Annotated in this window: 18 protein-coding genes, 1 tRNA gene and 3 pseudogenes; 12 read left to right on the top strand and 10 right to left on the bottom strand. The window is 59.1% G+C overall.

The window, feature by feature from the left end:
- Window positions 1-78 precede the first annotated feature (78 nt).
- Together folK and folB are read right to left on the bottom strand one after the other, a co-directional pair.
- Entirely contained in the window at window positions 79-597 is a 519-nt protein-coding gene (folK, locus tag M5B99_RS10090; RefSeq protein WP_248803898.1) for a 2-amino-4-hydroxy-6-hydroxymethyldihydropteridine diphosphokinase, read from the bottom strand.
- Window positions 588-941, bottom strand: coding sequence for a dihydroneopterin aldolase (gene folB, locus M5B99_RS10095; RefSeq protein WP_121135137.1), 354 nt, complete (start codon window positions 939-941; stop codon window positions 588-590). Before folB ends, folK begins: the two co-directional genes overlap by 10 nt.
- A gap of 74 nt (window positions 942-1,015) precedes the next feature.
- Here folB and plsY point away from each other — a divergent pair, with 74 nt between their 5' ends.
- Window positions 1,016-1,585, top strand: a complete 570-nt coding sequence (gene plsY, locus M5B99_RS10100) for a glycerol-3-phosphate 1-O-acyltransferase PlsY (RefSeq protein WP_248803899.1) — start codon at window positions 1,016-1,018, stop codon at window positions 1,583-1,585.
- A 46-nt stretch (window positions 1,586-1,631) separates the two neighbouring features.
- On the opposite strand, the gene tsaD is transcribed toward plsY, so the two are convergent.
- Window positions 1,632-2,657: a tRNA (adenosine(37)-N6)-threonylcarbamoyltransferase complex transferase subunit TsaD gene (gene tsaD, locus M5B99_RS10105; RefSeq protein WP_103495704.1), complete on the bottom strand. Its 1,026-nt coding sequence runs from the start codon at window positions 2,655-2,657 to the stop codon at window positions 1,632-1,634.
- Window positions 2,658-2,855: 198 nt separating this feature from the next.
- Here tsaD and rpsU point away from each other — a divergent pair, with 198 nt between their 5' ends.
- The 6 genes and pseudogenes from rpsU to M5B99_RS10135 all read left to right on the top strand — a co-directional run.
- Entirely contained in the window at window positions 2,856-3,071 is a 216-nt protein-coding gene (gene rpsU / locus M5B99_RS10110) for a 30S ribosomal protein S21 (RefSeq protein ID WP_002551877.1), read from the top strand.
- A gap of 242 nt (window positions 3,072-3,313) precedes the next feature.
- Window positions 3,314-5,278, top strand: coding sequence for a DNA primase (dnaG, locus tag M5B99_RS10115; protein WP_248803900.1), 1,965 nt, complete (start codon window positions 3,314-3,316; stop codon window positions 5,276-5,278).
- A 67-nt stretch (window positions 5,279-5,345) separates the two neighbouring features.
- The gene (gene rpoD, locus M5B99_RS10120; RefSeq protein ID WP_248803901.1) at window positions 5,346-7,193 is read left to right on the top strand and encodes an RNA polymerase sigma factor RpoD; all 1,848 of its coding nucleotides are present in this window, start codon (window positions 5,346-5,348) and stop codon (window positions 7,191-7,193) included.
- Between the two features lie 119 nt (window positions 7,194-7,312).
- Entirely contained in the window at window positions 7,313-11,053 is a 3,741-nt protein-coding gene (locus M5B99_RS10125; protein ID WP_248803902.1) for a bifunctional diguanylate cyclase/phosphodiesterase, read from the top strand.
- 15 nt (window positions 11,054-11,068) lie between these two features.
- Window positions 11,069-11,145 (top strand) — tRNA-Ile (locus M5B99_RS10130).
- A 125-nt stretch (window positions 11,146-11,270) separates the two neighbouring features.
- A pseudogene (locus tag M5B99_RS10135) lies at window positions 11,271-11,558 on the top strand (site-specific integrase); the annotation flags it as partial.
- A 264-nt stretch (window positions 11,559-11,822) separates the two neighbouring features.
- Here the strand turns inward: M5B99_RS10135 and M5B99_RS10140 are convergent.
- Complete coding sequence (locus tag M5B99_RS10140) at window positions 11,823-12,281, bottom strand: hypothetical protein (protein WP_248803903.1); 459 nt, start codon at window positions 12,279-12,281, stop codon at window positions 11,823-11,825.
- Window positions 12,278-12,730 (bottom strand): glucosaminidase domain-containing protein, encoded by a 453-nt coding sequence (locus M5B99_RS10145; protein WP_248803904.1) that lies wholly within the window; start codon window positions 12,728-12,730, stop codon window positions 12,278-12,280. The genes M5B99_RS10140 and M5B99_RS10145 overlap by 4 nt, the downstream gene beginning before the upstream one ends.
- A 507-nt stretch (window positions 12,731-13,237) precedes the next feature.
- Between M5B99_RS10145 and M5B99_RS10150 the strand changes: the two genes are divergently transcribed.
- Both M5B99_RS10150 and M5B99_RS10155 read left to right on the top strand, forming a co-directional pair.
- Complete coding sequence (locus M5B99_RS10150; RefSeq protein WP_248803905.1) at window positions 13,238-13,738, top strand: hypothetical protein; 501 nt, start codon at window positions 13,238-13,240, stop codon at window positions 13,736-13,738.
- 10 nt (window positions 13,739-13,748) lie between these two features.
- Window positions 13,749-13,991: a hypothetical protein gene (locus tag M5B99_RS10155; protein ID WP_248803906.1), complete on the top strand. Its 243-nt coding sequence runs from the start codon at window positions 13,749-13,751 to the stop codon at window positions 13,989-13,991.
- Window positions 13,992-14,090: 99 nt separating this feature from the next.
- On the opposite strand, the gene M5B99_RS10160 is transcribed toward M5B99_RS10155, so the two are convergent.
- Window positions 14,091-14,354 (bottom strand): hypothetical protein, encoded by a 264-nt coding sequence (locus M5B99_RS10160; protein WP_318654567.1) that lies wholly within the window; start codon window positions 14,352-14,354, stop codon window positions 14,091-14,093.
- A 61-nt stretch (window positions 14,355-14,415) separates the two neighbouring features.
- Window positions 14,416-14,577, bottom strand: coding sequence for a hypothetical protein (locus tag M5B99_RS10165; RefSeq protein ID WP_248803907.1), 162 nt, complete (start codon window positions 14,575-14,577; stop codon window positions 14,416-14,418).
- Between the two features lie 511 nt (window positions 14,578-15,088).
- Here M5B99_RS10165 and M5B99_RS30190 point away from each other — a divergent pair.
- Window positions 15,089-16,000: pseudogene (locus M5B99_RS30190) on the top strand (methyl-accepting chemotaxis protein); the annotation flags it as partial.
- Between the two features lie 201 nt (window positions 16,001-16,201).
- Window positions 16,202-16,906 carry a methyl-accepting chemotaxis protein gene (locus M5B99_RS30195; protein ID WP_412548719.1) on the top strand — a complete coding sequence of 235 codons (705 nt, stop codon included), beginning with the start codon at window positions 16,202-16,204 and terminating at the stop codon, window positions 16,904-16,906.
- Window positions 16,907-17,050: 144 nt separating this feature from the next.
- On the opposite strand, the gene M5B99_RS10175 is transcribed toward M5B99_RS30195, so the two are convergent.
- The 3 genes and pseudogenes from M5B99_RS10175 to M5B99_RS10185 all read right to left on the bottom strand — a co-directional run bounded on the left by M5B99_RS10175 (window position 17,051) and on the right by M5B99_RS10185 (window position 18,966).
- The gene (locus M5B99_RS10175) at window positions 17,051-17,494 is read right to left on the bottom strand and encodes a hypothetical protein (RefSeq protein WP_412548718.1); all 444 of its coding nucleotides are present in this window, start codon (window positions 17,492-17,494) and stop codon (window positions 17,051-17,053) included.
- A gap of 520 nt (window positions 17,495-18,014) precedes the next feature.
- Window positions 18,015-18,687 (bottom strand): annotated as a pseudogene (locus tag M5B99_RS10180) (HipA domain-containing protein).
- A 27-nt stretch (window positions 18,688-18,714) separates the two neighbouring features.
- Window positions 18,715-18,966, bottom strand: coding sequence for a helix-turn-helix transcriptional regulator (locus M5B99_RS10185; RefSeq protein WP_103495696.1), 252 nt, complete (start codon window positions 18,964-18,966; stop codon window positions 18,715-18,717).
- A gap of 196 nt (window positions 18,967-19,162) precedes the next feature.
- On the opposite strand from M5B99_RS10185, the gene M5B99_RS10190 reads away from it, so the two are divergent.
- Window positions 19,163-20,314, top strand: a complete 1,152-nt coding sequence (locus M5B99_RS10190; protein WP_248803909.1) for a Fic family protein — start codon at window positions 19,163-19,165, stop codon at window positions 20,312-20,314.
- The last annotated feature ends 17 nt before the right edge of the window (window positions 20,315-20,331 follow it).

Raw genomic sequence — 20,331 nt, forward strand, 5'->3', positions numbered from 1 at the left:
ACACTAAACATCGTGGAAGCCGGCTTGCCGGCTTCCACAATGACCGCGCTGGTCGTGGTTACGAGGCAAGACGCCCCCCTACAACAAATCCGCTGGAGTCAGTTGCGCGCCACGCCACTCAAACGCCACAGGGGCCAGCACCTGATCAATCCGCGCCTCTTCCCACAGGGTCGCGAAAGATTTCCCCGCCTCGGGATGCAACCGGTCCGGGGCAATCAGCGCCAGCGGCCACAACACAAAGGCATTCTTGAGAATTTCCGCCCGCGGCAGGATCAGCCCGTCGAAATTCCCTGCCAAGTCACCGTACAACAGCACGTCGATATCCAGCGGCAGCCCCTTGCGGTCCGGCGCATAGCGGCCATTGTCGGCCTCGATGAACTTCAAGCGGCGATCCAGCTCCAGCAATGGCAGGTCGGTAAACGCCGACACCACCAGATTGAAGAACGGCCCGCTCTTGATGCCCACCGGCTGGCTTTCGAACACCGCCGAACAGCGGATATCCACCAGGAAAGCGGCCAACGCCTCCAACCCGGCACGCAAGTGGGTTTCACGCTCGATATTGCTGCCGAGCCCGAGATAAACCTGAGTTAGCGACATCCGCGCTCGATCTCCACGCCCACGCCCTTGGCCGCCGCAACGGCTCCCGGCTTGGTCAGCTTGAGGTGCAACCAGGGAATCTGAAACTCGCTCATCAGCACCTGGGCCAGGCGCTCGGCAAAGGTTTCCACCAGTTGGAACTGCGACTGCTCGGCAAACAGCTGGATACGCGAGGAAACGCTCGCATAATCGAGGGCCAGGCTCAGATCGTCACCGGCCGCCGCCGGGCGGTTGTCCCAGGCAAAACTGAGATCAAGACGCAGGCACTGACGGATGCCGCGCTCCCAGTCATAGGCACCGATCACGGTGTCGACTTCCAGGCCCTCGATAAACACTCTGTCCAAGCACTTCTCTCCGCAGCACGACAAGGGCGCAATGCGCCGTTAGAATCAGGGCATCCCCGCCCGGAATAGTTAGCATGTTTTGGTTACTGGCGATCCTCGCCTACCTGCTCGGCTCTCTGTCCTTCGCCATTTTGCTCAGCCGCCTCACGGGAAATCCCGATCCGCGAATGAGTGGCTCGGGCAATGCCGGCGCGACCAACATGCTGCGCCTGGCCGGCAAGAAACTGGCCATCCTGACCTTGCTCGGCGACCTGTGCAAAGGCCTGCTGCCAGTGCTGATCGCCGGTGTCGCCGGGCTGTCGCTCCAGCAGCAAGCCTGGATCGGGCTCTGCGCCGTCCTCGGCCACCTGTTTCCATTGTACTTCCGCTTTCGCGGCGGCAAAGGTGTCGCCACGGCCGCCGGCATGCTGCTGGGGCTGTATCCCCCCGCCGCCCTGCTGGCCCTGCTGACCTGGCTGCTGACCTTCTACCTCACCCGCACCAGCTCGCTGGCCGCCTTGATCGCCACGCCGCTGACCCTGCCGCTGCTGGCCTGGCAGGAACCGGCCGCCTTGCTGCCGATGAGCGTGGTGACCGGACTCATCGTCTGGCGCCATCGCGGCAATCTACGCGACCTTTTCGCAGGGCGCGAACGACATTTCTGATCCTGACCGCGAAGGTGGCTCACTGTCCACCTGGCAACAATCCCACTCAAATCGCCGACAACTGCTCCATCGGCCAGCGTGCCTGCACGCTGATCGCCAGGCTTTCCTTCTGTCCGGCCTGCAAGCGCTGACACCCGGCAAACGCGATCATCGCGCCATTGTCGGTGCAGAACTCGGGGCGGGCATAGAACACGTCGCCCTTCATCTCACCCAGCATTTTTTCAAGCGAAACCCGCAGGGCCTTGTTGGCACTGACGCCACCGGCGATCACCAGGCGCTTCATGCCCGCCTGCTTCAACGCGCGCTTGCACTTGATGGTCAAAGTCTCCACCACCGCCTGCTGGAAGGCCAGCGAGATGTCGCAACGGGTTTGCTCGCCGTCGTCTCCAGTGCTCGCGCACTGCTGCCAGGTATTCAGGGCGAAGGTCTTCAAGCCACTGAAACTGAAATCCAGCCCCGGGCGATCGCACATCGGCCGCGGGAAGACGAAGCGCCCCGCCACACCCTGCTCGGCCAGGCGGGCGATTTCCGGGCCGCCCGGATAATTGAGCCCCATCATCTTCGCCGTCTTGTCGAAAGCTTCGCCGGCTGCGTCATCCAGGCTTTCCCCCAACAACGCGTATTGGCCGATGCCATCGACCCGAACCAGCTGCGTGTGCCCGCCGGAGACCAACAAAGCGACGAACGGAAACTCTGGCGGCCGCTCTTCCAGCATCGGCGCCAGCAAATGGCCTTCCATGTGATGCACGCCCAGGGCTGGTATATCCCAGGCAAAAGCCAGGGCCTGGGCGCACGAAGCCCCGACCAGCAAGGCCCCGACCAGACCCGGGCCGGCCGTGTAGGCAATTGCGTCGATCTCGGTCGGCGCGCAGTCGGCCTCGGCCAGAACCTGGCGGATCAGCGGCAGCATACGCTTGACGTGATCGCGGGAGGCCAGCTCCGGCACTACGCCACCATAAGCGCGGTGCAAGTCGATCTGACTGAACAACGCATCGGCGAGAAGCCCGCGTTCACTGTCGTACAGCGCGACGCCGGTTTCGTCGCAGGAGGTTTCTAATCCCAGTACTAGCATGGGTTTGCGCCTTGTAGAGGCTAGATTCGAAGGCGCGCATAATAGTCGTCACTCCAGGCCCCTACCAGCGGTTTTCGATCAGAGGCTTTGCATTCCGCGTCATGAGGGGTTAACATCCGCAACCCTTAAAAACCGACGATCTCCAGTGCGCTTTTGCCTGAGGACGTCGACCCCGGTAATGAATGAAGGTAGCTCTGGATGCCAGCCGTCAAAGTTAAAGAGAACGAACCCTTCGACGTAGCTCTGCGTCGTTTCAAGCGCTCCTGCGAAAAAGCCGGTGTTCTGGCTGAAGTTCGTAGCCGCGAATTTTACGAGAAGCCGACTTCGGAGCGTAAGCGCAAGGCAGCTGCTGCTGTCAAACGTCACGCCAAGAAAGTTCAGCGCGAACAGCGCCGCGCCGTTCGCCTGTACTAATACACAGACGTTCGTTGCAAGCTTCTGCCAAGCCCGGCCCTCAGCCGGGCTAATGGCATTTGCGGATATCGCTTGATGCTTCACCGTCGAAGCCGCCGATGCGACCCAGACGAACCTGCTTGACCCCGTCAGACCTGGCACTTGCCAGTGGTGCGCGTCTTTACTGACGAGCCTTCCAAGGCTAACGACGAGCACACCCTTTCCGTTCCAGCTATCGAGCACTCTGCGATGATGAGAACGCCATGGCCGGGCTAATTCCCCAAAGTTTTATCGACGACCTTCTCAACCGCACCGACATCGTCGACGTGGTGAGTTCGCGCGTGCAACTGAAAAAGGCCGGCAAGAACTACACCGCCTGCTGCCCGTTCCACAAGGAAAAGACCCCGTCCTTCAGCGTCAGCCCGGACAAGCAGTTCTACTACTGCTTTGGCTGCGGCGCTGGCGGCAACGCCCTCGGCTTCCTCATGGACCACGACAACCTGGATTTCCCCCAGGCGATCGAGGACCTGGCCAAAGCCGCCGGCATGGAAGTCCCCCGCGAGGAAAGCGGCCACGCGCGCAAACCGCGCCAGCCGACCGACTCGCCGCTCTACCCGCTCCTTAGCGCGGCCGCCGACTTCTATCGCCAGGCCCTGAAAAGCCATCCGGCGCGCAAGGCGGCGGTGGACTACCTCAAGGGCCGCGGCCTGACCGGCGAGATCGCCCGGGATTTCGGCCTGGGTTTCGCCCCGCCGGGCTGGGACAACCTGTACAAGCACCTCGCCAGCGACACACTGCAGCAAAAGGCCATGATCGACGCCGGCCTGCTGATCGAGAACGCCGAAACCGGCAAGCGCTATGACCGTTTCCGCGACCGCGTGATGTTCCCCATCCGCGACAGCCGCGGCCGGATCATCGCCTTCGGCGGCCGGGTGCTGGGCGACGACAAGCCGAAATACCTGAACTCCCCGGAAACCCCGGTGTTTCACAAGGGCCAGGAGCTCTACGGCCTGTTCGAGGCGCGCAAGAACAACCGCAACCTCGACGAAATCATCGTCGTCGAAGGCTACATGGACGTCATCGCCCTGGCCCAGCAAGGCCTGCGCAACGCCGTCGCGACCCTGGGCACCGCCACCAGCGAAGAACACCTCAAGCGTCTGTTTCGCGTAGTGCCCAACGTATTGTTCTGCTTCGACGGCGACCAGGCCGGTCGCAACGCCGCCTGGCGCGCACTGGAAGCGACCCTGGGCAGCCTGCAGGACGGTCGCCGCGCGCGTTTCCTGTTCCTGCCCGAAGGTGAAGACCCGGACACCCTGATTCGCGCCGAAGGCACTGACGCCTTCCGCGCCCGGATCAACCAGCATGCGCAGCCGCTCGCGGATTACTTCTTCCAGCAGTTGACCGAAGAGGCCGACCCGCGCTCGCTGGAGGGCAAGGCACACATGGCCACCCTCGCCGCACCGCTGATCGACAAGGTACCGGGGGCCAACCTGCGCACCCTGATGCGCCAGCGCCTGACCCAGATCACCGGCCTGACCCACGAAACCGTCAGTCAGCTGGTGCACAGCGCACCGGCCGAGGCGCCGCCGGCCTATGACCCTGGCATCGACTATGACGCCATGCCCGACTATTCGGACTATCATGCTCCCCTGCAGGAGGCTTACGCGCCCCAGCAGGAGTGGACACCGAAAAAACCCGGTGCGGGCGGCAAGAAGTGGGACAAGAAGCCCTGGGACAAGAACGGCAAGCGCGGCGGCGACCGCGACGAGCCACGCGGCCCGCGCATCCCGGCCGCTGTCGAGCCGCCGACGCTCACCGCCCTGCGCACCCTGGTCCATCACCCGCAACTGGCCGGCAAGGTCGAGACCGCTGGTCACCTCGCAGACGAAGAAAATACCCATGCACAGCTGCTCGTGGCCCTGCTCGAAGCCGTGCAAAAGAATCCTGGACTAAGCTCATTTCAACTGATATCGCGTTGGCACGGCACCGAACAGGGTCGATTACTCACCCGTTTGGCGGAAAAGGAGTGGCTGATTGAAGGAGAGAACCTTGAACAACAGTTTTTCGACACCATAACCAGCTTGTCAGCCCGTCAAACCGAGCGAAAGCTGGAACAACTCATCAGGAAGTCGCGACAGGGCGATTTGAGCGCTGAAGACAAAATTCAGCTGCTTGATCTACTAAAACGCAATCTTCCTGCATCAAACCCGACCTCAACTGGCGCGTGAGGTCATAGCTCGGGTATAATCCTCGGCTTGTTTTTTGCCCGCCAAGACCTTCAGTGGATAGGGTGTTATGTCCGGAAAAGCGCAACAGCAGTCTCGCCTCAAAGAGTTGATCAGCCGTGGTCGTGAGCAGGGTTACCTGACTTACGCGGAGGTCAACGACCACCTGCCGGAGGATATTTCAGATCCGGAACAGGTGGAAGACATCATCCGCATGATCAACGACATGGGGATCAACGTATTCGAGAGTGCTCCGGATGCGGATGCCCTTTTGTTGGCCGAAGCCGATACCGACGAAGCCGCTGCCGAAGAAGCAGCGGCTGCGTTGGCGGCCGTGGAAACCGACATCGGTCGCACTACTGACCCGGTGCGCATGTACATGCGCGAAATGGGTACGGTAGAGCTGCTCACACGTGAAGGCGAAATCGAAATCGCCAAGCGTATCGAGGAAGGCATCCGTGAAGTGATGGGCGCAATCGCGCACTTCCCTGGCACGGTTGATCACATCCTCAGCGAATATGATCGTGTTACCAGCGAAGGCGGTCGGCTGTCCGACGTCCTGAGCGGCTACATCGACCCGGACGACGGCATTGCGCCGCCGGCCGCCGAAGTACCGCCGCCTGTCGACGCCAAGGCGGTGAAGGCCGACGACGACACTGACGACGAAGAAGCCGAAGCCAGCGACGACGAAGAAGAAGCCGAAAGCGGTCCGGATCCAGTCATTGCCGCACAGCGCTTCGGCGCCGTGGCCGAGCAGATGGAGATCACCCGCAAGGCCCTGAAAAAGCACGGTCGCAGCAACAAGGCGGCGATTGCCGAACTGTTGGCCCTGGCCGAGCTGTTCATGCCGATCAAACTGGTACCGAAGCAATTCGAAGGCCTGGTCGAGCGTGTTCGGGGTGCCCTGGATCGCCTGCGTCAGCAGGAACGCGCCATCATGCAGCTGTGCGTGCGTGATGCTCGCATGCCGCGTGCTGACTTCCTGCGCCAGTTCCCGGGCAATGAAGTCGACGAAAGCTGGACCGATGCACTGGCCAAAGGCAAGAGCAAATACGCAGAAGCCATTGGTCGCGTACAGGCCGACATCGTTCGTTGCCAGCAGAAGCTGACCGCGCTCGAGACCGAAACCGGCCTGACCATCGCCGAGATCAAGGACATCAACCGTCGCATGTCGATCGGTGAGGCCAAGGCCCGCCGCGCGAAGAAAGAGATGGTTGAAGCGAACTTGCGTCTGGTGATCTCCATCGCCAAGAAGTACACCAACCGCGGCCTGCAGTTCCTCGACCTGATCCAGGAAGGCAACATCGGCCTGATGAAGGCGGTGGACAAGTTCGAATACCGTCGCGGCTACAAGTTCTCGACCTATGCCACCTGGTGGATCCGTCAGGCGATCACTCGCTCGATCGCCGACCAGGCCCGCACCATCCGTATTCCGGTGCACATGATCGAGACGATCAACAAGCTCAACCGTATTTCCCGGCAGATGTTGCAGGAAATGGGTCGCGAACCGACCCCGGAAGAGCTGGGCGAACGCATGGAAATGCCTGAGGACAAGATCCGCAAGGTATTGAAGATCGCTAAAGAGCCGATCTCCATGGAAACCCCGATCGGTGATGACGAAGACTCCCATCTGGGTGACTTCATCGAAGACTCGACCATGCAGTCGCCAATCGATGTCGCCACCGTTGAGAGCCTTAAGGAAGCGACACGCGAAGTACTCTCCGGCCTCACTGCCCGTGAAGCCAAGGTTCTGCGCATGCGCTTCGGCATCGACATGAATACCGACCACACCCTTGAGGAAGTCGGTAAGCAGTTCGACGTTACCCGTGAGCGGATTCGTCAGATCGAAGCCAAGGCGCTACGCAAGCTGCGCCATCCGACGCGAAGCGAGCATCTACGCTCCTTCCTCGACGAGTAACACCAAAACCCCCGGCTCGCCGGGGGTTTTGCTTTCTGCAGATTCCCCTCTCTCTGTCCGCCGCCCGCGCGCTGCCCGTCTACACTCGAATCATCCCTCCGAGCCATAACGAGACCGTTATGCCCAGACTGTCGGCCCTGCTTCTGTTTTCGCTGCTTACCTGGACCGCAACGGCTGGCGCGTTGAATCTCACCGATGATGAACGTGACTGGCTGAAAGCCCACCCGCAACTGCGCCTGGGTGTCGATGCCTCGTGGCCACCCTTCGAGTTCAGGAGCGAAGGCGGCGCCTATCAGGGGCTGACAGCCGATTACATCCAGCTGATCGAAGACCGCCTGGACATCAAGCTCACCCCCATCGACCCGGTGAGCTGGACCGAAGTGCTGCAACTGGCAAAGACCAATCAGATCGATTTGCTGCCCGGCATCATGTCGACCCCGGAACGCCAGACCTACCTGTCCTTTACCCGTCCTTACCTGGACTTTCCGATTGTTATCCTGGCCCACAAAGGCGGTGCCAAACCCCATAACATGAAAGAGCTCTATGGCCTGAAGATCGCCGTGGTGGAGAACTATGCTCCCCATGAGCTGTTACGCAGCCATCACCCGGACCTCAACCTCGTGGCACTGCCCAACGTCAGTTCGGCCCTGCAGGCCCTGGCCACCGACGAGGTCGATGCTGTCGTCGGCGATCTCGCCTCCAGTGTCTGGAGCCTGCGCCAGCTCAAGCTCGAAGGGCTCTACGTCAGCGGTGAAACACCCTATCGCTACCAGTTGGCGATGGCCGTGCCGCAGGACCAGAAAATTTTCGTGGGGATTCTCGACAAGGTCTTGGCCGACATGACCGTCGCCGAGACCGAGGCAATCCAGAAGCGCTGGGTGGGCAATGTCCTGATCAATCCCACGCTCTGGACCGACCTGCTGCTCTATGGCCTGCCCGGCATCCTGCTGCTGACCAGCGTACTGGTGGTGGTTATCCGCATCAACCGCCGCCTGAGTTCGGAAATATCCCAGCGTGTGGCCCTCGAACAGGAACTGCGCAGCAGCGAATACCATTACCGTGGCCTGGTGGAGAGCCTGTCGGCCATCGCCTGGGAAGCGCGCATGGATTTCACCTACACCTATGTCTCGCCCCACGCTGAAGCCCTGCTCGGTTATCCGCTGGGCCATTGGCTGATTCCCGGCTTCTGGCGCAGCATCACCCACCCCGCCGACCTGATCCGGGCCCAGGCCTTCTGCGACAAGGAGATCACCGAAGGCCGCGACCACACGCTCGACTATCGGGTGATCAGCGCCGATGGCCGCACGCTCTGGGTCCGCGACCTGGTCAGCCTGATCGAACACGACAGTGAGCCGCTGATCCGCGGTCTGATGATCGACATCAGCGAAACCAAGCGCACCGAGGAAGCGTTGCGCCTGTCCGAACAGAAATTCGCCTCGGTCTTCCGGCAATGCCCGGACATCCTGGTGATCGCCCGCCTGTCCGACGGCTGTCTGCTGGAAGTCAACAGCGCTTTCGAAGAGCAGATCGGCTTGAATGCCAGGGAAGTGATCGGGCATACCGCCACCGAACTCAATATCTGGGGCATCGAGGGTGTCGGCTCGGGACTGTTGCAGCGCTTGCAAGGCGGCAGTATCCGCAACCTGGAGATGCCGTTCAGGCGCAGCAATGGCCAATTGTTTACCGGGCTGATCTCCGCCGAACCCTTCGAACTCGACACCACGCCGGCCCTGGTGGTGGTGGTCAGGGACATCAGCCAGCTCAAGCAGACCCAACAACAACTGCAAACCTCCGAAGAAAAGTTCGCCAAGGCCTTCCATGCCTCCCCCGACGGTTTGCTGTTGAGCCGGCAAAGCGACGGCCTGCTGCTGGAAGTCAACGAAGGCTTCAGCCGCCTCACCGGCTACAACGCCGCCACCTCGCTGGACCGTTCGACCCTGGAACTGGGCATCTGGGTCAACCTGAACGAACGCAAACACATGCTCGAACTGATGCATCGCGATGGTTTCGTCCGCGATTTCAGCTGCCATATCCGCCGCAACGACGGACTGATCCGCCTGTGCGAGGTCTCCAGCCGTCCGCTGCCGATCGGCGGCGAGGACTGCATGCTGACCATCGCCCGAGACATCACCGAACGCCACTTGATGCAGGAAAAACTGCAACAGGCCGCCACCGTTTTCGAAAGCACTGCCGAGGGCGTGCTGATCACCGACACCCAACAACACATCAGTGCGGTCAATCGGGCCTTCAGCGAAATCACCGGCTACAGCGAAACCGAAGCCCTGGGTCACACCCCGCGCCTGCTTGCCTCCGGCCAGCATGACAGTGCCTTCTACGCGGCCATGTGGCATCAACTGACCGCCGAAGGTCATTGGCAAGGCGAGATCTGCAACCGGCGCAAGAACGGCGAGCTCTACCCCAGCTGGCTGACCATCAGTGCCGTGCGTAACCGCAATAACGTGATCACCCACTTCGTCGCCGTATTCGCCGACATCTCCAGCCTCAAGCACGCCCAGGCACGCCTGGATTACCAGGCCCACCACGACCCGCTGACCGGCCTGCCCAATCGCACCCTGTTCGAAAGTCGCCTGTTGGCCGCCCTGAACAACCAAGCGGAAAACGGCGGCCAGGGGGCGGTGCTTTTTCTCGACCTTGATCGTTTCAAACACATCAACGACAGCCTCGGCCATCCGGTTGGCGACCTGTTGCTCAAGGGCATTGCCGCCCGGCTCAAGGAACAGTTGCGAGACATCGACACCGTGGCCCGATTGGGCGGCGACGAGTTCATTATCCTGTTGCCGGGTCTGCATCAGGCCAGCGACGCCACACACCTGGCCAACAAACTGCTGGAGTGCTTCAGCGCGCCGTTCCAGGCCGGTGAACATGAGTTTTTCATCAGTGCCAGCATCGGCACCAGCCTCTACCCCAAGGACGGCAGCGACGTAGCGACCCTGGTCAAGAACGCCGATGCGGCGATGTACCGCTCCAAGGCCAAGGGCCGCAACCGGGTGGAAAGCTACACCCGCGACCTCACGGCCCAGGCCAGCGAACGCGTGGCCCTGGAGCACGAACTGCGCCGGGCCCTCGAACGCCAGGAACTGCACCTGCTCTATCAGCCCAAGATCAGCCTCGACAGCGGCCAAATGGTGGGGGCCGAAGCCTTGATCCGCTGGCAGCACCCGACCCTTGGCGAGGTGCCACCGGAGCATTTCATTCCGCTGGCCGAAGAGAACGGCATGATCCTGCAGATTGGCGACTGGGTACTGGAGCGCGCCTGCCAACAAATGCAACGCTGGAACAGGACCCATGGCGACTTCGGCCCGCTCTCGGTCAACCTCGCCGGCGCGCAGTTGCGCCAACCGAACCTGCTCGCGCGGATCGAGCAGTTGCTCAGAGACAACCACCTCGAACCGGGTTGCCTGCAGCTGGAGATCACCGAAAACTTCATCATGAGCCAGGCCGAGGAAGCTCTGGAGGTCCTGCATCAGCTCAAGCGCCTGGGGGTGCAACTGGCCATTGATGACTTTGGTACCGGCTATTCGTCACTGAGCTACCTCAAGCGCCTGCCGTTGGATGTGCTGAAAATCGACCAATCGTTCGTTCGTGGTTTGCCGGATGACCCCCACGATGCCGCGATTGTCCGCGCCATCATCGCCCTGGGGCGCAGCATGCAGCTCACGGTGATTGCCGAGGGGGTGGAGAACCAGGCCCAGCAGGCTTTTCTGGCCGTCGAGGGCTGCGAACAGATCCAGGGCTACATCGTCAGCCTGCCGCTGGTGGCCGAAGAATTTGCCGCGACCTTTCTTCATATGCGGCTTTCGGAGTTTTCGGATAGCCCCCGCGAGAAACCATCGCTATAATTCGCGGCCTACTGAGGGCCTATAGCTCAGTTGGTTAGAGCAGAGGACTCATAATCCTTTGGTCCACGGTTCAAGTCCGTGTGGGCCCACCAACTCCAAAGCCGCGCATTGCGCGGCTTTCGCGTTTCTGGCGGAACCATCTCCGATGCAGTCCTATGGTCCAAGGGTACAATTTAGGTACAGTGCTGGTTCGCCAGCCGCCTAGGAGCACCCTCTCATGGCGACTCTCGTCAAAACCCCTTCCGGCACCTGGAAGGCTCTGATTCGCAAAACTGGCTGGCCAACCGTGGCTAAAACCTTCCGCACCAAGCGTGATGCGGAGGACTGGTCTTGACGTACAGAAGACGAAATGGTCAGAGGTGTGTACATCCAGCGCAACGGCTCCGAGCGGATGACGCTAGAAGTAGCTCTCGCCCGCTATCTCAGCGATATTACCCCCACAAAGAAGCTTGCCACGCAGCGTGGCGAAATATCCAAAGCTAAAAAGCTAATCGAGCACTTAGGTGCAGGATAGGCATTCGCCGGGAAGCGGTGCCACACAACGTCATTTCTACTGCAAATTTCTTTGTTCATGAACAACGGCGGAACGGAATAAAGATCTAGTGCAGGGGCAAGTATGGGATACCAACAAACAGGCTGTGAGGATGAGCCTGATCGCTGATCGTCCAGCTATCACCGGTAGAGTTTGAAAAGCGTTACGCAATGAGCTTGCAAGGTGTCTAGAAAATCCGGGGCGATTCAAGGAGCCGTGACGCGCCACGAGAAATCCTTACTTTGTTTCAGGACAGCCAACTTCGCCACGTGCAACATCCTCGTTAGTCAAAGGTATCCCAGTGCGTTGAACGATTTTGCGCTGCAATGCACGCAACGCTGCGAACCGATAATTAATACAACTTTCAACCTCCCACACGTCCCCAGTTTTGATGTTCACCGAGTAATAACCAAGATAGGCTGTTGCTCCTGCCTTCGGGTTATCCCAGGAAAGAGAAAAATCGATATACCCTGGACGATCAGGTTTGCCGCTTGGAGGCAGGAGGTTATCGTCAATAAACATGCCCTTGTCTGACAAACGGTACTTCTCGTGCTTCAGCACAACAATAAGCACCTTCTTCGCCTGAGCCGTTGTCAACCCATTCGGCGCAACGTCATCAGCTCCAAAAGGAAGCGTTCCAGCCGCTGCCACCGCCGAAGCCAGGGCAATAATTACGCCAAACAAAAGATGCTTCATTCGCATACCATCCGCAATTTCACCATAGCAATCGCGTCGACAACCTTCTGTGCATAGTTTGCAGCCCCGCCCGTTTTAGGGTTACCCGTGTTGAAATACACTCGGACAAGGGCTTGAGCGAACGCCCTCGGGTCGGTCTTGCCTTTGACAGCCTGACCGTACCGCGCAACAAAAGATTGGCCCGACTGGAGAAATGATGAGAATTTGGCAACCTTGATGTGGGGATCTTTCTTTGCCACATCCTCTCCAATCTGAAGTGGCGCAGGCGCGTGCATCGAAAAATAATTATTGTCCTCCACAGCAATGCGCCCAATGCCATGCTGGCTTTCGTGCGCCGCCAAACCAAGTACATTTTCAACCGGTACGTTCAGCATTTTGGCCAATACGGCACAATCATTTCCGTGTCTTTGAACGAACTGCACGGCAGTCAGAATGTTGCAGTGATTCATGATTTTTAAATTCCTTTTTAGGTGTAGATGGTCTCAGGATCAAGGGAGCCGCATTCGTCGGAAACTCTGAGCCATAGACTGTCGTCCAGCGGACACACTACCAAAACGCTTGCGGCCGTACCTGCTGACATTCGATGCCGACCAGCCTGCCGCTCCAATATTTCTCCGACGAGTTGGTTTCGATGGACGAAAAGGCGGCCTGACGATCGCCCCGGCAGTGGAAAAACATCAGAGGCTGGTCCACGGTTCAAGTCCGTGTGGGCCCACCAACTCCAAAGCCGCGCATTGCGCGGCTTTCACGTTTCTGGCGGAACCATCACAGATACAGTCCTATGGTCCAAGGGTACCAAAACCGACGCGCTCGATGTGTTGTTACCGGGGAGTTGGCTTGCTGGCGATGAGACCCGTGCAGACGTCAAATTCCCCGGGGCCTCACATCAAAGACCGTTTGCATCTTAGTCACCGCTTGTAGAAAATCATCGTCTTTTTGCACGAATGGATACGCGCATGAAGTTCGAGAAGACCACGCAGTACAGGTCCGAGGAAGGAATCGTCTTCAATCTGTCTCAAATCACCCTCATGGAAAGCGACCGAGGTCGCCTGCGCGAGCTGCACTTTGGCGAAGCGAAACGCGCCCATTACCAAGTCAACAGCATGGTCGTCGATATGTACGACCGAATGCAGGCTCGAAACCTGCCATGCCTGCTGACAGTCTGCATTTCCAATCCCCTCACCCGGCAGCAGGCCGATGCTATCAGCACTATGCGCGGCAACGTCGCCAAGGGAATTGCTGCGGCCTCAGGTGGCGTTGCCGGGAGGGTAGGTGCGTTTGGCGGGCCGCTCATTGGCTGGGCTTCAGGTGCAGTCGTGACGACAGGTGTCAACTGGTACCTCAAAGGGGCCCTGCCGAACCTGCATGCAGGTGACGTGCTGGTCAGCATCGAGGGAGAGGTCCATGGCGGGATTGGCCCACAGCGCTCTGTCGTGACGCTGGTCATCAAGGTCTGAGGAACTGCACATGCCCTACATCATGCAAACTGTCGTCCTTCTGGTGCTGGGCGCGATCCTCGTTCAGTTTCTGAAACCATACCCGCTGCGCAAGTGGCTGGGTTTGGCGCTGCTGGCAACGGGCTTGGTCAGCATCTTCAAGGTTGGTGAGCAGCAGGTGCTGGGCTTTGACCTGGAGCTGCTAGCACTGCTGGCCGTGCCGCTGGGCGTGGTGCTTTTCCTGACGCGACGGCGGTTCACGGAGGGGGGCTGAAGCCCTGGCACGATTTCCCGGTGTCGTCTCTGACCCAAGATCATATGGGACAACAGTCGATCAACAGCGCGTTGATCGATGCTCTTAGCCTTGGACCCTTCATCGGCCAAAATCGTCGAAAGGTGGGCGCCATTCCACCCCCCAAGGCTGTGACCGATGCTGGGCCGCATATTCGATATCATGGAAGGCACCCTGGAAATAATAGCTGTGCTGGTCGCCAGCGCCCCCGATGAACAAGATGACGGGCTTGGGGGTTGCAACAGGCACTACCGTGGTGATGGAGTCGTTGACGGCCGTCAATGTGTGGGTGGCTGCCAGGGTAGCCGTTTTACCACTGGGCAGCGTGATCTGTTCCGCTTCCATTCTTCTTTCGATCCTTGAGTCATACCCGAAACGAGCTTTCAGGGTGGCGAAGACGAAATGCTCAGCGGTGCGGGTCGTGCTCCAGCACAACAACAAGTACTTTCTTCGCCTGTGCCGTTGTCAAACCGCTCGGTGCAACGTCATCGGCTCCAAAGGGAAGCGCTCCAGCCGCTGCCAGCGCCGAAAACACGGTAATCATGACATCTAACAAAAGATGCTTCATTTGCATACCATCCGCGATTTCACCATAGCAATCGAGCTAACAACCTTCTGTGCATAGTTTGCCGCTCCGCCCGTCTTAGGATTGCCCGTGTTGAAATGCACCCGGACAAGGGCTTGAGTGAACGCCCTGGCGTGGCTGATGTGGCAAACCGTGAGTTTTTTCGGTCAAACCCAGCCTGCTGCCCCCCTCGAAGGTGACGACTACCCGCAGGAGCCCAGATGCAAAATGCAAACGGCACCGGCAGTGCGAGCAAAACCGCGATCTGCCTAGCCGACTAAAGTCGCTCCCCATACACCCTGCGGTTCCCCCGGGTATGGCTTATATTGCCCCGCTTCAACCAAACACGGCCTGTGGCAGCACGTTCGCAGCACTTTAAGGAAAGACCATGTTCAGAAGTTTCAGCCAGGCCCTGAGTAATATCGGCGTCAATGCCAAGCTTGCCTTGGGCTTTGGCCTGCTGTTGTTGATGACCTTGTTGATCGCGCTGACCGGCTGGCACAGCACCGCCAACATGATCGAACGCAGCAACAAGATCAGTGCCATCGGCACCTTGAGTTCCTTGACCAACGATTTGCGCGCCAAACGCCTACGCTACCTGGCTGATCGCAACGAACAGAACAGCGCAGCCGTATCTCTCGTACTGGAACGTATCCAGGACCATCAGCGCTCTCTGAGTCGCGAACTGAGTATTCCTGCGGACCTGCAACTTATCGAGGAGCAAGGCCGCATCGTCGGAGACTACCGGACCCGCTTCAACACGCTTGAGCAAACCTTCAAAGACCGTGAAGCCTCGCTCGCGAAGTTGGTACAGAGTGCAACGCAAATCACCGAAGCGCTCAATGAAGCCACCCAGGACCTGGTCAATGCACCGGCGCTTGAAGGGCAGGATGACCATCAGCGTCTGAACCAGTTTCAAGCCACTAGCTTACTCGCCGTCCATATCCAGCAGGCCCGCATCGTGGTGTACGGTTTCATCTACAGCAATGATCCGAGCAAAGAGCAAGGCGCCCTGGCCAGTATCGATCAGGTCACGAGCGAACTGCTCACGGTTCGCGCCGCCGCCACCTCTCAACAACAAGGCATCCTGACGCAGGCGGAACACCTGCTGCAACAGTACCGCCAGGATGTGCAGAACTATGCCGCGCAAGTACACACCAGCCTGGAAACGCTCGATCAGATGGTGGCCTTGGGTGTCAGTCTTGAAGACCTTAGCCAGAAGCTCATAGACAACCAGAGCCAGACACGGGATAGCGAGGCAGGAAGTGCCCGCCAATTGCTGACGATCAGCACACTGCTGGCGTTGGCGCTGGGCATCCTCGCGGCCTGGTTTATCACCGGGCAGATCGTCCATCCGCTGCTGGAAACCCTGAAAGTCGCGGAGCGTATCGCGGGCGGGGATCTCAGCCACGACATCAAGACCGCGCGACGCGACGAGCTGGGCCAATTGCAGCGCAGCATGCAGTACATGACGGTGAGCCTGCGCAAGCTGATCGAAGGCATCAGCCTGGGGGTCACCCAGATTGCCAGCGCGGCGGAAGAGTTGTCCGCTGTTACCGAGCAGACCAGCGCGAACGTGAACAGCCAAAGAGTCGAGACGGATCAGGTCGCGACCGCCATGAACGAAATGGCCGCCACCGTACAAGAAGTGGCACGCAATACCGAAGAAGCTTCAAACGCCGCCGCCGCCGCGGATACAGAAGCGCGCGCCGGTGAAAAAGTGGTCGGTGAAGCGATCGATCAAATTGAGTTACTGGCCATCGAAGTCGGCAACTCCACCGAAGCGATGAACCTTCTGGAGTTGGAAAGCGAAAAAATCGGCGGCGTGCTCGACGTGATCAAAGCCGTGGCGGAACAAACCAACCTGCTGGCACTCAATGCGGCCATTGAGGCCGCGCGAGCCGGTGAAGCCGGACGCGGCTTTGCGGTCGTGGCCGACGAAGTCCGAAGCCTGGCCCAGCGCACGCAAAAATCCACCGAAGAAATCGAAGGGCTGATCGCCGGCCTGCAAAGCGGTACCCAGAAAGTCTCGGCGGTCATGGAAAGCAGTCGCGTCCTGACGGATAACAGCGTCGAATTGACCCGTCGCGCCGTGACATCGCTGGAAAGCATCACCCGCACGGTGTCGACGATCCAATCGATGAACCAGCAGATTTCCGCCTCCGCCGAGCAGCAGAGTACCGTGGCCGAGGAGATCCATCGCAGCTTGCTCAACGTGCGCGACATCTCCGAGCAAACCGCGAGTGCCAGCGAGGAAACAGCTGCGTCCAGCGTCGAACTGGCAAGACTGGGCCACGAGTTGCAGGAAATGGTCAGCCAATTCCGCATTTGAGAACAAGCCAGCACCTGAGCGCAATGGCTGAGTGCTGGAACAACAGCCACCGAGAGCGGTGGCTGCTAATGGAAATTGCACTTCATGCGTGCGCGGCGAGCTGAGTAGTCTGCTGATCAGAAACCAGCCGCAGCATGCACCACTTCAATCAAATGGGCGCTCGTCTAATGCCGCTGAGGCGTGAGGGGGTGAAGACGATCCCTCAAGCAGGGCATCCACCACTGCCCGTGCCATTTCTACCGAGTGGAGCATGCCCCAGAACAGGGATCGCTCCACCGGATTCGTGTGCAAGCTGATTTCGTCACCGTTCAGTTCGGCGGCTTCAAGCAATTTCGAGACGTAGATCAGCGCGTCCTGAGCCTTGACGCCTGGCTGGATGGCAAAAATCGAGGGTTTGAGAGGGTCAGCGTGATTGATGGTTTTGGATACGGTTAAAGAGAGAGTTCCAAGCAAACGGGCCGTATCAGACCGGATCGACTTTACAGAGCCGTTGGCGCCATCAACAACGCCACGAACGAGAGCACAGCCCTCATCTGACTTGGAATTTTTGGAAACAGGAGGCGGATCGGGAGTGATTTTCTTGGTCACAGGTAAAACTCCTACGTAAGAAATACCTCAAGGAGTTCGTACATTTTCGTGTCCAGCGAAAAGGTGACGAACTGTACGCAGGTGGACAACCGGGTAACGTAGGACCCGGCACACCCATCAAGGATGTCCCGCGCACAGTCCGCCATAAAGCGAACACAAGAATACCGCAAGCGCGGCATTGTGCGACTACGTTTGAAAACCTCGGGTGTCCAGCCCGATCGCTGATTTTGCAGCGACAGTCAAAAGGTAGTTGTCGTACCTAACTGATGCAACTAGAAAAACGTGTGTAAATGTATGCGTCTCAAGGAGTACACGTCCGATGTAGAAATCATCTGCTGCTGACGGAGGAGGACCCATCCGGGTCTTTTTTTCGACAGGTTTTGCAGAGCCTTGGCCAAAGCCGCCTGACTTAGTCCCTGTGCCTGGCAAGACTCATGCTGTCCTGGCGTCAATTCAATGACCGTGTTGCGCTCAGCGCCGATATGCTGGCACCGATGTAAACCCCGAGCGTGTGCATGCACTAGCCGAAGGTTTTTATAAACGGCTCAGCACATTGCCTAATTGCCGTGACTACATTCGGTGCCTGTTCACAAAGCTCAGTCGAGCGAGCCAGTACCCGTTCCAGTACTTGCAACTGATCGCGGATGACCTCTTCTGGCCGGGCCACGTCACACACCAGAGCGAAGTCCAGCAGCCCCTGCCGTGAGGCGAATAACGATTTGTTGCCGACAAGATCAAGCGCCAAGACGTCCTTTGGAAGGTAAGCCGTGGTGTTGACGATGTCGTAGGCAGGCGCCAGCCGCGCATCGCGCTGCGTGGGGTCGGAATACAGCAGCCCGAAGTTCTTCAGATGAGCGTCGCCGTTACCGACGATGCAGCTCAAGGTCACGATGGCAAATAGCTGGGCCAGTGAGCCCTGCACCTGCTCGGGCGAGCAAATCTCCAGGGTACTGTTGACGCTGCAAGAGCGCATCGACCTCCAGCGAACTCACCGCTACCCGCCCGATAGGCGAACTGCTACCAGACAGCGCAAGCAGCAGCATGGGATCGACATTCGCCACCTTGGCAAGACGGTTGCGCAACTGCTCCAGGACATAACCTTCCGGGAGGTTCATCTGGAAGATCGGATGCAACTCTCGGTGACGGTATTCATCCGGGCGTACAGGCATCAGTAAACTGATTGCAGCCTTCAGGCGTCGTAACTTGCAGTACGGTCGTCATCAATCGAACACTCCCCGTATTTCGTCCAACGTGGGCATTACCGCTGGCACCACGGCGAACTCACAGTCCAAAGCACCCAGGGCTCGCGCATAGGCGACCATACCCACTGACAGATCACCCTTCTCGATGGCGATGACCTTCTGTCGGGTGATGCCAGCCAAGGTAGCGAGTCGGGCTTGAGTCAACCCGCGACTCAGACGACGCTGCCGGACCTGCTCGCCAAGACGCGTTGTGATAAGGGCATAATCCATGTTCTGTATACGCGACAAACTATATTAAATGTAACGTATACCGAACCTCTGAAAAATCAAAGCAGATATGCCGCTCAACCCAAGTGCAGCCTGCAGCGTCTCCCAGCTAGACGATGAGCCGAATAAATCGCACAATCGGCTCACCATATGAGCCGAATAAGCCTTTTATTCGGCTCACGCTCATGCGGAGTCCTCTATGAACGATCTGCCTCACTGGATCTGGCAACAGCCCGACTGGCCTCATTTCACCTGGCAGGAAAAGGCCCTGACGCCGCTGCTGCTGGAATGCGGACACGCCCAGGGACGCTTGCTCGGCATGGCCGCAGCCATCGGCGAGGACAGCAGTGCGCAGAACGAACTGGATGCCTTGCTGCAAAACATCATCACGTCATCGGCCATCGAAGGAGAGCCGCTGAATGTCGGTTCAGTCAGGTCTTCGTTGGCAAGACGCCTCGGACTGAGCGCCGACCAATCCGCCAGCCCACGTAGCGAGGGCCTGGCGGAACTGCTGCTGGACGCAACGCAACACCATCACTCGCCGTTGAGCCTTGAGCGCCTGCTGTATTGGCACTCGCTGCTGTTCCAGGCCGATGAAAGCCTTCTGGCACCGAAAATCCGTATTGGCAGGCTGCGCGGTAACGAGCCGATGCAGGTGGTCTCCGGACGTCTGGATCGACCTGTCGTGCATTTCGAGGCACCACCGCGGGCCGGGCTCGACGAAGAACTGGCGGCGTTTATCCACTGGTTCAACGCCAGTCAGGCCGACACGGCACTCGACCCACTATTGCGAGCCGGAGTCGCGCATTTCTGGTTCGTGACCTTGCATCCATTCGATGATGGCAATGGTCGCCTGACCCGTACCCTCACTGATCTGGCACTGGCCCAGGGCGAACAACAGGCGATTCGGTTCTATGCGATGTCCGCGAGCATTCTCGAAGACCGGAAGGGCTATTACGAAATACTCGAGTCCAGCCAGAAGGACTCGCTGGATATCACCCCTTGGCTGCAATGGTTCCTGAAAACCCTGCTGCGCAGCCTGGAGCAGGCCCAGGCCAACATCGACCGGGTACTGGTCAAGGCACGGTATTGGCAACAACATCGCCATCTTCAACTCTCGCCTGAACAACTCAAAGTTATCAACAGGCTGCTCGATGGCGGTGAGAGAGGTTTCGAGGGTGGTATCAATGCCGCGCAATACCAGGCAGTCACCAAAGTCAGTAAGGCGACCGCGACCCGCCATCTGGCGGATCTTCTGGAGAAAGGTTGCCTCTACCGACTTCCCGGGGGCGGACGCAGTACCCGCTATCAGATTCCCGGCTTGCAACCGGCGGCCACTTCAAGCCTGTAACATCACCCAACTCTCGA

This window comes from Pseudomonas sp. MWU13-2100, from assembly GCF_023242365.1.
Classification (GTDB): domain Bacteria; phylum Pseudomonadota; class Gammaproteobacteria; order Pseudomonadales; family Pseudomonadaceae; genus Aquipseudomonas.